This is a genomic window from Rhodococcus sp. T2V (genome assembly GCF_029269925.1).
In the GTDB taxonomy this organism is placed as follows: Bacteria; Actinomycetota; Actinomycetes; order Mycobacteriales; family Mycobacteriaceae; genus Rhodococcus_F; species Rhodococcus_F koreensis.
Window position 1 is genome coordinate 119,453 of sequence record NZ_JARJBD010000001.1, and the last position, 13,640, is coordinate 133,092.

At 68.6% G+C, this 13,640-nt stretch carries 13 protein-coding genes; 7 read left to right on the top strand and 6 right to left on the bottom strand.

Annotation, left to right across the window (positions count from 1 at the left end; translation table 11 throughout):
* Positions 1 to 99: 99 nt before the first annotated feature.
* Positions 100 to 1,266 (top strand): FAD-binding oxidoreductase, encoded by a 1,167-nt coding sequence (locus P3H15_RS00450; protein WP_276135456.1) that lies wholly within the window; start codon positions 100 to 102, stop codon positions 1,264 to 1,266.
* A gap of 9 nt (positions 1,267 to 1,275) precedes the next feature.
* On the opposite strand, the gene P3H15_RS00455 is transcribed toward P3H15_RS00450, so the two are convergent.
* Together P3H15_RS00455 and P3H15_RS00460 are read right to left on the bottom strand one after the other, a co-directional pair.
* The gene (locus tag P3H15_RS00455; RefSeq protein WP_072937390.1) at positions 1,276 to 2,028 is read right to left on the bottom strand and encodes an FAD-binding oxidoreductase; all 753 of its coding nucleotides are present in this window, start codon (positions 2,026 to 2,028) and stop codon (positions 1,276 to 1,278) included.
* Positions 2,029 to 2,077: 49 nt separating this feature from the next.
* Positions 2,078 to 3,229: a globin domain-containing protein gene (locus P3H15_RS00460; protein WP_276135755.1), complete on the bottom strand. Its 1,152-nt coding sequence runs from the start codon at positions 3,227 to 3,229 to the stop codon at positions 2,078 to 2,080.
* Positions 3,230 to 3,447: 218 nt separating this feature from the next.
* On the opposite strand from P3H15_RS00460, the gene P3H15_RS00465 reads away from it, so the two are divergent.
* The 6 genes from P3H15_RS00465 to pyrE all read left to right on the top strand — a co-directional run bounded on the left by P3H15_RS00465 (position 3,448) and on the right by pyrE (position 10,780).
* Positions 3,448 to 4,530, top strand: coding sequence for an alpha/beta hydrolase family protein (locus tag P3H15_RS00465; RefSeq protein WP_276135457.1), 1,083 nt, complete (start codon positions 3,448 to 3,450; stop codon positions 4,528 to 4,530).
* Positions 4,531 to 4,698: 168 nt separating this feature from the next.
* Positions 4,699 to 7,251, top strand: a complete 2,553-nt coding sequence (gene clpB / locus P3H15_RS00470; protein ID WP_276135458.1) for an ATP-dependent chaperone ClpB — start codon at positions 4,699 to 4,701, stop codon at positions 7,249 to 7,251.
* Between the two features lie 144 nt (positions 7,252 to 7,395).
* On the top strand, positions 7,396 to 8,337 hold the full coding sequence (locus P3H15_RS00475) for a DUF5666 domain-containing protein (protein ID WP_276135459.1): 942 nt from the start codon (positions 7,396 to 7,398) through the stop codon (positions 8,335 to 8,337).
* A 112-nt stretch (positions 8,338 to 8,449) separates the two neighbouring features.
* The gene (locus P3H15_RS00480) at positions 8,450 to 9,367 is read left to right on the top strand and encodes a hypothetical protein (RefSeq protein ID WP_346348736.1); all 918 of its coding nucleotides are present in this window, start codon (positions 8,450 to 8,452) and stop codon (positions 9,365 to 9,367) included.
* A gap of 67 nt (positions 9,368 to 9,434) precedes the next feature.
* The gene (locus P3H15_RS00485; protein WP_276135460.1) at positions 9,435 to 10,229 is read left to right on the top strand and encodes an SDR family oxidoreductase; all 795 of its coding nucleotides are present in this window, start codon (positions 9,435 to 9,437) and stop codon (positions 10,227 to 10,229) included.
* A 20-nt stretch (positions 10,230 to 10,249) separates the two neighbouring features.
* Entirely contained in the window at positions 10,250 to 10,780 is a 531-nt protein-coding gene (pyrE, locus tag P3H15_RS00490; RefSeq protein ID WP_072937384.1) for an orotate phosphoribosyltransferase, read from the top strand.
* A gap of 54 nt (positions 10,781 to 10,834) precedes the next feature.
* On the opposite strand, the gene P3H15_RS00495 is transcribed toward pyrE, so the two are convergent.
* The 4 genes from P3H15_RS00495 to P3H15_RS00510 all read right to left on the bottom strand — a co-directional run bounded on the left by P3H15_RS00495 (position 10,835) and on the right by P3H15_RS00510 (position 13,634).
* Positions 10,835 to 12,097 (bottom strand): MFS transporter, encoded by a 1,263-nt coding sequence (locus P3H15_RS00495; RefSeq protein WP_276135461.1) that lies wholly within the window; start codon positions 12,095 to 12,097, stop codon positions 10,835 to 10,837.
* A 32-nt stretch (positions 12,098 to 12,129) separates the two neighbouring features.
* Complete coding sequence (locus P3H15_RS00500) at positions 12,130 to 12,570, bottom strand: MarR family winged helix-turn-helix transcriptional regulator (protein ID WP_072937382.1); 441 nt, start codon at positions 12,568 to 12,570, stop codon at positions 12,130 to 12,132.
* A gap of 96 nt (positions 12,571 to 12,666) precedes the next feature.
* Positions 12,667 to 13,122 carry an SRPBCC family protein gene (locus P3H15_RS00505; protein ID WP_276135462.1) on the bottom strand — a complete coding sequence of 152 codons (456 nt, stop codon included), beginning with the start codon at positions 13,120 to 13,122 and terminating at the stop codon, positions 12,667 to 12,669.
* Positions 13,119 to 13,634: an NAD(P)-binding protein gene (locus P3H15_RS00510; RefSeq protein WP_276135463.1), complete on the bottom strand. Its 516-nt coding sequence runs from the start codon at positions 13,632 to 13,634 to the stop codon at positions 13,119 to 13,121. Before P3H15_RS00510 ends, P3H15_RS00505 begins: the two co-directional genes overlap by 4 nt.
* Positions 13,635 to 13,640: the final 6 nt, after the last annotated feature.

The following is a 13,640-nucleotide window of genomic DNA, read 5'->3' on the forward strand; positions in this document are numbered from 1 at the left end:
GAGAAACAAGGTACCTGGTCTGCGGCGTGGCGCCCGCGCCTATAGTCTGCCCAAGTACTTCGCGGCGGGGCCGCGTTCAGTCGGTGACGAGGATGCGCGGTGGATTCACAGGCAATATCGCTGGTCCGGTCGAGTTTCAAGGCTATCGCGGCAGTGCCGGACGGGCCCCAGACTCTGTCGCGGTCCTTCTATGCCCTGCTGTTCGCCCGGTATCCCGAAGCCCGTGACTTCTTCCCCGCCGCCATGGACGAGCAACGCGACCGGCTGATCGCCGCCGTCCAGTACGTGATCGAGCGGCTCGAGGAGGACTCCGGGCAGATCCTCGCCTATCTCGCCCAGCTCGGCCGGGACCACCGCAAGTACGGCATCGAGGACGCGCACTACGTTGCCGTCGGCAACTCCCTGATCGCCGCCGTCGAGCAATTCCCCTCGACCGAGCCGTGGACCGACGAACTCGAGCAGGCGTGGCGCGACGTCCTCGCGGTCGTCGCCGCCACCATGATGGACGCGGCCAACGCCGAGAGCGGCCCGCCGGCGTGGGGCGCGACCGTCATCGAGCACCTGCAGGTCCGCAAGGACGTCTCGATCATCCGACTGCAGCTCGACGAGCCGATGACGTACACCGCAGGCCAGTTCGTGAGTGTGCAGGTGCCCTCGCGGCCCCGGATGTGGCGGTACCTGTCGCCGGCGAACCCCGCCAACGACCAGGGCATCATCGAGTTCCACGTCCGCCGCGTGTCGGGCGGCTGGGTGAGCCCCGCCGTCGTCACCCAGACACTCGTGGGCGAGCGGTGGGTGGTCGGGTCCCCGCTCGGCGACCTCGGAATCCGCTACGACAACGGTCGCGACATCTTGATGATCGGATCGGGGACCGGCATCGCCCCGCTGCGCGCACAGATCCTCCAGATGTCGCAGCGCGGCCAGGACCGGCGCGTCCACCTCTTCTTCGCCGGCCGGTACCCCTGCGACCTCTACGACCTGGGCACCCTGTGGGCGCTCGCGGAGCAGAATCCGTGGCTGACCGTCGTCCCGGTCACCGAGGAGGATCAGGACCCGTGGTGGTACACGGGCCCGAGCAGTGTCGCGATACCCGGCATGCACCGCAGGCTGACCGGCAAGGTCGGGCAGGTCGTCGCCGATTTCGGGACGTGGGCCGAGCGAGACATCCAGCTCGTCGGCTCCGAGGCCATGATCAACACCACCAAGTTCCGGCTGCATGCGGCAGGCACGCCGCCGGAGAACATCCGGCACGACCCGTCCTACTGATCGGCCCGCTCAGTACGGGTCGAACTGAATGTTCTCGGTGGGTGTCCCGGTGTCACGGAGACGGTCGAGGGTGGCGCGGACCATCGCCGCCGAACCGCACACCAGTACCTGGTGCTCGGTGAACGCGCCGTAGGACGTGACGACGTCGGGCAGCGAGCCCTCGATGAGGTCGTCCTCGGTGAACCCCACATCCACTCTGGTGCGCTCGTACCACTCGTCGGTCCAATCAGGATCGACCACGTTCTCCACCACCGGAATGACGGTGAGCCACGGCAGATTCTGCAGCAGCAGGTACAGCATGTCGGACGCGTAGAGATCGCGCGGCGTCCGATCGCCCGTGAACAGGAACACCCGCGGCGGGTTCGGCCTGCGGGACAGGTCCAGCAGGATCGACCGGAACGGTGCCAGGCCGGTGCCGCCGGCGATCATGATGACGTCCGGTCCGTCCTCGTCGACGGACATCGTGCCGCGCGGTTCGAGAATCTGCCACTGGTCGCCCGGCGACGTCCCCGTGACGATGTCGCCGCTGACCCAGCCGCCCGGCACCGTGCGGACGTGGAATTCGAGTTTGCCGTCCAGCGACGGCGGAAGCGCGGGGGAGAGTCTGCGCAGCAGCCGCGGGTTCTGGGGCACGCTCACGTCCACGTACTGTCCCGGCGCGAACGGGACGTAGTCGCCGACGAGGCGGACGACGGCGAGGTCGTGCCGCAGTCGGTGATGTTCGACGACGGTGCTGGTCCAGGTGGTCTGCGTGGCTTGCATGGCGTGATGCTCTCCCGACGGTCGAACCGGATGGCGGATGGGCAAGGGGCTAGATCAGGGGGTCGTGGCGGATCAGCTCGGGCGGGGTGCCCCCGGCCTGCAGGGCGTACACGGTGGTCTTGATCATCGCCGGCGACCCGGAGATCTGGATCTGCCGGTCCGCCCACGAACCGAATTGCGCGACCACCCGGCCGAGCTGGCCCTGGAGTCGCTGATGCAACCCCGGCGGCGCCTCGGGGGCGGGAATCGTGTGCCACCACGGGTCCTCGTCCTCCTCGGAGACGGGAACCACGGTGAGCCACGGATTGCTCAGCGACAGGTGCCACAGGGTCTCGATGTCGTACAGATCGCACGGATACTTGCCGCCCACGAACATGTGGACGCGCGGGTTGTTCGACCGCATCGCCATGTCCATCACCTGGGCGCGCAGCGGTGCGATGCCCGTCCCCGAACCGATCATCAGGACGTCCTGCCCGCTCTCGCGGTCCACCTCCAGCCCGCCGAGCGGCGAGCTGAGCAGCCAGCGGTCGCCGACCTGCGTCTCGTTCACGATGGCCGGACTGACCCATCCGCCCGACACGCGGCGGACGTGGAATTCGAGCTGGCCGTACGGGTTGGCGGGGATGGCCGCCGACAGGTACCGCCACATCCGGGGCCGCTGCGGGATCTGGACGCTGAGGTACTGGCCCGCCCCGTAGGGGATGGGGGAGTCGGTCTCGAGACGGACGATCGCGAGGTCCTCGAGGCGGCGCTCGTGATCGACGACGGTGGCGCCCCAGGCGGCGGGCAGGTCGTCGTTGTCCGCGGCGTCGGCCATCGTGTTCAGGAGGAGGTCGAGCAGTTCCGTCCAGGCCGCGGTCAGCGACGGCGTCCAGATGGCCTGGGTGAAGGAGCTCTGCACGGCGACCAGCAGCGCATGGCCCGCCGCGAAGTAGTGCCTGCCCTCGACGCCGTACTTGCGGTGGTCGCGGCCGAGCTGCCCGAGGAAACCGAGGACCCGGTCTACGTCCTCGAGGTTGTCGATGACGAACTGCAGAGCCTGGAACAGGCGATGACTCTGCTGATCCAGTGCAGCCGGGAAGAGCGCGCGGAATTCGGGGTGTTCGGCGAACAGGGTGGCGTAGAACGTGGTGGTGAGCCGGTGGTGACCGTGTTCGGTGGACACGATCGACGAAAAGCTGGCGCGCAGACGCGAAATCACGAGCGGGTCGAGGCAATCTCGTGTCAAGCCGTCCCCTGCCTCCGTGCCTGCTGATGTCGAACACCCGCATTCTAGCCGTCCTCGGCACCGGACCTCGGGTTACGGCACCGGCCGGTTCGGCCGCCGACCCCGGCGTTTCGGCGGGTCGCTATCGAGCCGTGACCACCGGCAGGGCACGATGTGCATCGAGAATCGGACCGGGTTACCGAGGGGGCTCCATGAGAGTTGGCGTTGCGCGGGATCGGGATCGGTTTCGCGTCGGGATACGCAGCGCCGGCTCGGTCCGTCGCACGGGTGCCGTCGTGCTGGCGGTCGGCGCCCTGATGGCGTCGAGCGCGGGAACGATCGCCTCCGCGGAACCCCGGGCGACGGTCGAATCGATCACGGCCGACGAGGCGCCCGACGGTTCGCGGTTGGTCGAGGTCGCCCCGGTCGGCGAATCGCAGATGAACTTCACCGTCCACTCGACCGCCATGGACAAGGACGTCACCGTCCGGGTCATCCGGGCTGCGTCCGAGAAGCGTCCCACCGTCTACATGCTCGGCGGCGTCGAGGGGAACTCCGAACAGTTCGGCTGGGAGCAGAAGGCGGACGTCGAGAAGTTCTTCTCCGACAAGGACGTCAACGTCGTCATCCCGTTCGGTGGGCAGTCCAGTTACTACGCCGACTGGCAGAAGGACGATCCCGAACTCGGGCGGAACAAGTGGCAGACGTTCCTGACGAAGGAACTGCCGCCCATCGTCGACTCGGCGCTCGACACGACCGGCAAGAACGCGATCGCCGGGTTGTCCATGTCGGCCACCAGCGTGCTCAACCTCGCGATCTCGAAGCCCGGGCTGTATCGGAGCGTCGGGGCGTACAGCGGGTGCGCGATGACGAGCGACCCGGTGGCCCGCCGATTCGTCGAGATCACGGTCGCGGACTTCGGCGGCAACCCGGAGAACATGTGGGGTGCGCCCGACGATCCGCTGTGGGCCGCGAACGATCCGTACGTCAACGCCGAGAAACTCCGGGGCACCACCCTCTACATCTCCAACGGCAGCGGCCTGCCGGGACCGTACGACACCCTGGATGCCCGGACCGTCGGCGGCGACCGCCGCGCGCTCGCGACGCAGGTCGTGGTCGGCGGTGTCATCGAGGCCGTCACGAACGACTGCACGATGCGGCTCGCGGAGAAACTTCGGGCCCTCGACATTCCCGCCACGGTCGACCTCCGTCCGGTGGGCACGCACTCGTGGGGGTACTGGCGTGACGACCTCTCCGCGTCCTGGCCGATGATGGCGGCCGCGATCGGGGCGTGATTTCCCGCCCCGCGGAGTGTCGCGGGGCGAGATGATGGGGTGGTCAGAAAAAATTCAAAGTTGAGCGGAACAGACTCAACTCTTCGCGCGTTAAGAAGATGACAGCGTCGCCACGTGCCACCCGGCCCCCGGCGGCGAACCGCTCTACAACGCCAGAAGAGGTGACCAGTGGACTCGTTCAATCCGACCACCAAGACCCAGGCCGCGATGACCGCTGCGCTCCAGTCGGCGTCGTCGGCCGGTAATCCCGACATCAGGCCCGCGCATCTGCTCGTGGCCCTGCTCGACCAGACCGACGGCATCGCCGCCCCGCTGCTGAAGGCGGTCGGCGTCGACCCTGCCGCGGTCCACCGCGAAGCGCAGAATCTCGTCGACCGGCTGCCCAAGACGACGGGCGCCACCACCACACCGCAACTCGGCCGGGAGGCCCTCGCCGCCCTCACCGCAGCGCAGCGCCTCGCCACCGAACTCGACGACGAGTACGTGTCGACGGAACACCTGATGGTCGGACTCGCATCGGGTGAGTCCGACGTGGCCGGGCTGCTCAGCCGGCACGGCGCCACCCCCGAGGCGCTGCGCGACGCGTTCACCACCGTCCGCGGCAGCGCGCGCGTCACCAGCCCCGACCCCGAGGGGACGTACCAGGCGCTCGAGAAGTACTCCACCGACCTCACGGCCGCCGCCCGCAACGGCAAGCTCGACCCGGTGATCGGCCGCGACAACGAGATCCGCCGCGTCGTGCAGGTCCTCAGCCGCCGCACCAAGAACAACCCGGTGCTGATCGGTGAACCCGGGGTCGGCAAGACCGCCATCGTCGAGGGGCTGGCCCAGCGCATCGTGCAGGGCGACGTCCCCGAATCGCTGCGGGGCAAGTCGGTGATCTCCCTCGACCTCGGATCGATGGTCGCCGGAGCCAAGTACCGCGGCGAATTCGAGGAGCGGCTCAAGGCCGTGCTCGACGACATCAAGAACTCGGCCGGTCAGGTCATCACGTTCATCGACGAACTCCACACGATCGTGGGTGCGGGTGCCACCGGTGAGTCGGCGATGGACGCCGGCAACATGATCAAGCCGATGCTCGCCCGCGGTGAGCTGCGGCTCGTCGGCGCGACCACCCTCGAGGAGTACCGCAAATACATCGAGAAGGATGCCGCCCTCGAACGCCGCTTCCAGCAGGTGCTGGTGGGCGAACCGTCCGTCGAGGACACCGTCGGCATCCTGCGCGGACTCAAGGAGCGGTACGAGGTGCACCACGGTGTGCGCATCACCGACTCCGCGCTCGTCGCGGCCGCCACGCTCAGCGACCGCTACATCACGTCCCGGTTCCTGCCGGACAAGGCGATCGACCTCGTGGACGAGGCCGCGTCCCGGCTGCGGATGGAGATCGACTCGCGACCCGAGGAGATCGACACCGTCGAACGCATCGTCCGCCGCCTCGAGATCGAGGAGATGGCGCTGCAGAAGGAATCCGACGCGGCGTCGAAGGACCGGCTCGAGAAGCTGCGTCAGGAACTGGCCGACGAACGGGAGAAGCTCAATCAGCTGACCACCCGCTGGCAGAACGAGAAGCAGGCCATCGACTCCGTGCGCGGAGTCAAGGTGCAGCTCGAGACGCTGCGCGGTGAGGAAGAGCGCGCCGAACGCGACGGCGACCTCGGCCGGGCCGCGGAACTGCGCTACGGGCGGATCCCGCAGCTCGAGAAGGAACTCGAGCAGGCCGCTCGCGAGTCCGGTGCCGCCGCCGACGGTGACGTCATGCTCAAGGAGGAAGTCGGTCCCGACGACGTCGCCGACGTGGTCGCGGCATGGACCGGCATCCCCGCCGGCCGCATGATGGAGGGCGAGACCGCCAAGCTGCTGCGGATGGAATCCGAACTCGGCAAGCGGGTCGTCGGCCAGGAAGAGGCCGTCGTCGCCGTGTCGGACGCCGTCCGCCGCGCCCGCGCCGGAGTCGCCGACCCCAACCGGCCCACCGGATCGTTCCTGTTCCTCGGACCCACCGGCGTCGGTAAGACGGAGCTCGCGAAGTCCCTCGCGGATTTCCTGTTCGACGACGAACGCGCCATGGTCCGCATCGACATGTCCGAGTACAGCGAGAAGCATTCGGTGGCCCGGCTCGTCGGCGCGCCGCCCGGCTACGTCGGGTACGAGGCGGGCGGGCAGCTCACCGAGGCCGTGCGACGGCGTCCGTACACGGTGGTGCTGTTCGACGAGGTGGAGAAGGCGCACCCCGACGTCTTCGACATCCTGCTCGCCGTCCTCGACGAAGGCCGGCTGACGGACGGTCAGGGGCGGACGGTCGACTTCCGCAACACCATCCTGATCCTCACGTCCAACCTCGGTGCGGGCGGATCCCGGGAGCAGGTGATGGATGCGGTGCGGCACGCGTTCAAGCCGGAGTTCATCAACCGGCTCGACGACGTCGTGATCTTCGAACCGCTCACCGAGGAGCAGCTCGAGTCGATCGTCGACATCCAGCTCGAGCAGCTGTCGCGCCGGCTCGCGGCGCGGCGGCTGACGCTGGACGTGTCCGACTCGGCCCGCTTCTGGCTGGCCGTCCGCGGCTACGACCCCATGTACGGGGCCAGGCCGCTGCGCCGGCTGATCCAGCAGGCGATCGGCGACCAGCTCGCGAAGCTGCTGCTCGCCGGCGACGTCAAGGACGGGGACACCGTCCCCGTGAAGGTGTCCGAGACCGGGGACGCGCTCGTCCTCGGTTGATCCCCCACGTGAGTGGCACGGTGGGCTCCCGCACGCCGTGCCACTCACCTGTGTTTTCACAGGGCCGTCTTAAGTTTCGCCATTACCCTGGACCGTCCGTAACCGCAGGACACCGGCCACACGAACCCGAGGGAGGGGCCGATCATGACGAACCCCGACGATCCGCGCACCCCGCAGGAACGCGCGTACGACGGCACGGAGTCGTGGACCACCGACGATTCCGCGTCGCGGGCTCGGGACGAGGACCCGACGCAGGCATGGTCGCGGCAGGACCAGCCGACCGAGCACTTCGGCTCGTCGGACCAGGGCCACCGCACCGAGTACCTGGGGTCCGCCGGCGGACCGACCGAGCAGTTCTACACCTCCGACCCGACCGCGGCGTACGGGCAGAACCAGCCCAATCCGACGCAGGCGTACCCGACCTACGACCCGCGGTTCGACCAGCAGGCTCCGCCGCCGAACGCCACACAGGCGTATCCGCCGTACGAGGCCCAGCAGTACCAGGGCGGGTATCCGACGGGGCAGTATCCGAACGCCCAGTACCCGGGATCGCAGTACCAGGCGCCGGTCGCGGAGGCCACCGAGGAGAAGAAGCCTCGCCGGATCGGCACGTGGATCGCGGCCGCGGCCGCCGCGTTGTTGCTGATCGCGGTCATCGGCTTCGGTGTCGCCCTCTTCACGACGGCGCCGAACAACTCTTCGAGTACCACCGCGGCGGGCCCCACCACGTCCCGCCCGCCGGCCACCACCGCGCCGCCGAAGACGACCACGCCGCCGTCGACCACCACCGAGTCGCCGCTCGATCAACTTCCTGGCGGAATCGGCGAGGCCATCGGGGCTGCGGGTGCCGCGTTCGGAACGATCAGCACCAACGACGGTTCCACGCTCACGCTCGACGCCCTCGGTGGTTCGAAGCTGACGGTCCAGACCAACGCGCAGACCCACGTGATCGCACTCGACGGCACCACGGTCGCCGATCTGAAACCCGGATTCACCGTCATGGTGCAGGGGACGAAAGTCGAGAACGGCACGATGATGGCCGAGACGATCATCAGCACCGAGCTGCCCAAGCTCGGTGGCAACTGAGTTCACCCGTGTCGGCGGACACGGCCGTCGGGCCGGTTCGGGCAAAACCGACACGGGGTGTCCCGGTACCGCCTACCCTCGTTACGCCCTCGACTCGCTAGGCTGATCAACGATGACCGGAATGTGGTTCTTACTGGCGTTGATCGCACTCGCAGGCGCGTGCGCGTTGCTCTATTTCGATCGCTCGCGTCGTGATCAGACGGGTCGTGTGCGGCAGATCTGGGCCAAGGCCCAGGGCTACACGTACGACAACGTCGAAGAGCGGCTGCCCGCCCAGTTCCATCGGGCCGCGCTGGCCAAGCAGGAGTACCTCAGCGCCATCGACGTGGTGAAGGGCGAACGCCGCGGCGAGTCGTTCATCCTGTTCGACCTCGAGGAGACCGCGACCATCGTCGCGGTGCGCCGCCGGGTGGGTTCGGACGTCGACATCGACCTCCGCCTCAAGTCGACCCCGCCGCCGAAGGATTCGGACCTCGACCTCCTCGGCGCCATCGGACCGCGCGTCGTGTTCGCCACCGATCTCGAGATCGCCCGCAGGGTCTGCGATCAGCGGATGGTGGCGTTCACCGAGTCGGTGCCGGCGCACGTGAACATGCTGTGGAGCGAGGGGGAGTGGACCCTCGGTTCGCTGCCCATCGGCAGCAGCGGGCGGGAATGGGATTCGGCCATCGAGGCCGTCGCCCGGCTGTCCGGCATCCTGCACGTCCTGCCCCCGGTGACCGAGCCGAGCGGACTCGACCGTGGCCATCACGACCCCAGCAGGCCGCGGCTGCGTGACGGCGCCCCCGTCGAAGCGCGCCCGGCACCGGAGAAACGCCCCGCTCCGCAGGGACGTCCCGCTCCGCAGGGACGTCCCGCACTGCAGGGACGTCCCGCGCCGGAGAAGCGTCCCGCACCGCAGGGACGTCCGACGCAGCAGGGACGTCCCGCATCCCAGGAGCGTTCCGCATCCCAGGGACGTCCGACCCCGGAAGCGCGCCCGGCCACACCGCCGCGTCCCTCACCTCCGCCGGGCGCTCCGCGCTCGTGAGTGCGAAGCGAGTCTCCGGACTCGTTAACCGCGCACAGGCGCGCAGCGCCTTGCTACCGTCACCGGTATGTCGACGCCCCCCAGCTCAGCCCGACCCGTTGCCCTCGTCACCGGCCCGACGTCGGGGCTCGGTGCCGGTTTCGCGAGGAAGTTCGCGTCCCTCGGTTACGACCTCGTGCTCGTCGCCCGTGACGACACCCGCCTGCACGCCCTCGCCGACGAGATGAAGGCGCTGTTCGACACCGAGTCCGAGATCCTGCAGGCCGATCTGGCGACGGCGTCGGGGCGCGAGGAGGTGGCGCAACGCCTCGGGAAGGGTGTCGAAGTACTGGTCAACAACGCCGGATTCGGCACGTCGGGCGAATTCTGGACCGCGACGCCGGAGCTGTTGCAGTCCCAACTGGACGTGAACGTCACCGCCGTCATGCAGCTGACCCGCGCGGCGTTGCCCGGCATGATCGCGGCGGCGAACGGCACCGTCATCAACGTGGCGAGCGTCGCGGGACTGCTGTCCGGACGGGGGTCGACCTATTCGGCGAGCAAGGCGTACGTGATCTCGTTCTCCGAGGGATTGGCGAACGGGCTGGGCGGCACGGGTGTGCGGATCCAGGCGCTGTGCCCAGGATTCATCCGCACCGAGTTCCACGAGCGCGCGGGCATCGAGATGAGTTCGATTCCGAATGCGATGTGGCTGAGTGTCGACCAGGTCGTCGCCGCGTCGCTGGCGGATCTCGAGGCCGGCAAGGTCGTGAGCATTCCCGGCCTCCAGTACAAGGTGCTGACGACCGCCGGACGTCTCGTCCCGAAGAGTCTGGTCCGGCGGCTGGCCAACGTGTTCGGCCGGGGGCGTGCCCGGACGTAGAGGTGGGTAGGGTTTCTGGCATGAGTGATCGTGAGGATCTGGCCGCGTTGGTGCGCGAGCTGGCTGTTGTGCACGGCAAGGTGACGTTGTCTTCGGGCAAGGAAGCCGACTACTACGTGGACCTTCGCCGCGCCACGCTGCATCACGAGGCGGGCCCGCTGATCGGGAAGTTGCTGCGTGAACTGGTGGCGGACTGGGATTTCGACGCCGTCGGCGGGCTGACGATGGGCGCCGACCCGGTGGCGATGGCCGTGATGCACGCCCCGGGCAGGCCGATCGACTCGTTCGTGGTGCGCAAGGCCGCGAAGGCGCACGGGATGCAGCGGCAGATCGAGGGACCGGACGTCGTCGGCAAGCGTGTCCTCGTCGTCGAGGACACCACCACGACGGGCAACTCGCCGCTCACCGCGGTGAAGGCGCTGCGCGACGTCGGGGCGATCGTCGTGGGTGTCGCGACCGTCGTCGACCGGGCGACCGGGGCCGGCGAGGTGATCGCGGCCGAGGGTCTCGAGTACCGTTCGCTCCTCGGTCTTCCCGACCTGAACCTCTGATACAGGTGAGTGGCGAAGCGTGCCGGGGCACACTTCGCCACTCACGTCGGGGAGTCAGTCGGCGTCGCCGGCCGTGACGGCCAGTGCCTCGTCGACGCTGTGCGGTTCGGGATCGTGCTCGTCGACGTGGGCGAGGACCTTGCGGCCGGTCGCGAGGACGAGGATCGCGGCGGCGGTGCACACCGCGCCGACCCAGAACGGCAGGTGGATGTTGCTCTCACCGAGCTTGCCCGCGACCCACGGTGCCGCGGCCCCGCCGACGAAGCGGACGAAGCTGTAGGCCGCGGACGCCGTCGACCGCTCGACGGGGGCGGAGATCATCACGGTCTCGGTGATGAGGGTGTTGTTGACACCGAGGAACAGCCCGGCGAGGACGACGCCGACGATGAGCACGGTCTTGTTCTCGGTGAATGCGGCCATCATGGCGAGGTCGAGGGCGAACAGCGCGAGTGCCACCATCATCATCGGCAGCGTGCCGAAGCGCCGCTGCAGGCGCGGGGCGAGGAACACCGACGCGACCGCCAGCGCGAGGCCCCATCCGAAGAAGATGAATCCGATCGAGTACGTGCCCATGTCCAGCGGGAACGGCGTGTACGCGAGCAGTGTGAAGAAGCCGTAGTTGTAGAGCAGCGCGGTGATCGCGACGGTGAGCAGGCCGCGGTGGCGCAGGGCGAGGAACGGCGCGGCGATCGACGTGCGGTGCTCCGGCTTGGGGGCGGACGGCAGCATCACGACGATCAGGATGAATGCGACGGCCATCAGGGCTGCGACGCCGAAGAACGGTGCGCGCCAGCTGATGTTGCCGAGGACACCGCCGACCAGCGGGCCGACGGCGATGCCGATGCCCAGTGCGGCCTCGTAGAGGATGATGGCGCGCGCGACGCCGCCGCTGGCCGCGCCGACGATGGCGGCGAGTGCGGTCGCGATGAACAGGGCGTTGCCCAGTCCCCATCCGGCGCGGAAGCCGACGATCTGGGCGATGGTGCCGGAGCTTCCGGCCAGCGCCGCGAACACGACGATGACGGCGAGACCGGTCAGGAGGGTCTTCTTGGCGCCGATCCGGCTCGACACCACACCGGTGACCAGCATCGCGACACCGGTGACCAGCATGTAGCTGGTGAACAGCAGCGACACCTGGGACGGGGTCGCGTCCAACTGTTCGCCGATCGGCTTCAGGATGGGGTCGACGAGCCCGATGCCCATGAACGCGATGACGCTGGCGAAGGCGACGGCCCACACCGACTTCGGCTGGTGGAGGAGGCTCGGTGGCGCCTCGCTGCTGTTCGTGACGGTTGCGGTCGTGGTGCTCACGGCCACCTCCTTCGATGTGTTTCGGGTTGGATGGGTCGTCAGGCGCGGGCCGACGACTTGACGATCGAACGCAGTTCCGACAGGCCCTGCGTCAGTCGTTCGAGCTGCTCGGGTTCGAGGTCCGCGAAGTGCGGGGCGAGGGCGCCCGCGATCTCGTTGCGGGCCACGGTCAGCCAGTCGCGTCCGGGATCTGTGATGGACACCCGGACTGCCCGGGCGTCGTCCGGATCGGGCCGGCGGGCCACGTATCCGCGATCGGCGAGCTTCTGGAGCAGGGCGGTCGCGGACGGTTGCGAGCAGCGGTCGATGCGGGCGAACTCGCTGATGCGGAGCTCGCCGTGGTCGTCGAGCAGGGCGAGGGCACGGGTCCACGGCCGGGGATGGTCCTCGGATCCGAAGGAGCTCGCGAGCCTGGTGAATCGGTGAGAATTCGTGACCAGGTCGACGAGCAGGCTCTGCAGCCGCGTGTCGTCGTCCATGGAAAACATATTACATAGGCTAACTAACTATGTACACGGACGCCGGCTGTTCCACCCGTCACACGACGGTGAACGGCCGGCGCGTGGACCGGGGGGTCAGGCCGACCGGCGCGCGACTTCCTCCACCTGACGCCGCAGCGTGGCATCGGTGTGGCGGATCGCCTGCGCAACGAAGGGCTCGATGATCCTGCCGAGCGCCTTGCCCGCGAGCCCGCCGGGCAGGTCGTAGCGGAAATCGACCGTCAGGCGGGTCTCGGTCTCGCCGGCGGCGTCGAACTGCCACCGCGAGTGGGTGTACAGGCCGTCGATCGATTCGAGCTCGATCAGCGAATTGTGTTCCCATCCGGTGACCTTCACGACGGAACCGAGGGTCTTGGGGCCGATCTTCATCGCGGCGTCGTAGACGGCGCCGAGCCCCCGGTCCTGTTCGCCGATCGGGTCGAACTTCGTGATCCCGAACATCCAGGACGGGACGTGGCGATAGTCGTCGACGTAGTCGAACGCGCCCGTGACCGGTGCGCCGGCGACGGTAGTGTGATGGATCTCGATCATCGTGACTTTCCTGACGGGTGGGGGGAGGGGGACGGCTGTGTCCGGTACGGCCGGACGGCGTAGTTCTCGAGGTCGAGACGGGCGAGGCGGCGGCGCAGGGGCCCGGTGGACCACGGCCATGCGGCGAAGTTTCCTGTGGTGAGGTCGACGTCGTGGTTCCAGCGGGCCGAGTGGAAGATGTCGCTGCCGAAATCGTCGATCCGGGGCACGGCGGGGTGCTGGGTTCGGTGATGGGGCCCGCCGCGCAGGTCACGCCATCCCGGGTTGGGGTTGAACGAGAACGAGTGCACCGGCGCAGGAATGTCGACACCGCACCCGGGGTAGGTGTTCTCGCGCCACACGCCGCCGACGCGATCGGACTTCTCCGGGACGACGAAGTCCGTGATGCCCGCGCGTTCGAGCTTGGCGGCGGCGATCCCGGACGGTCCGGCCCCGACCACGACGACGCGCAGGTGCCGCTCGTCGCCGCTGCTCTCGGGTGCTGCGGCGTGCTCGGGGGTGGTCGCTGTCATGGTCGC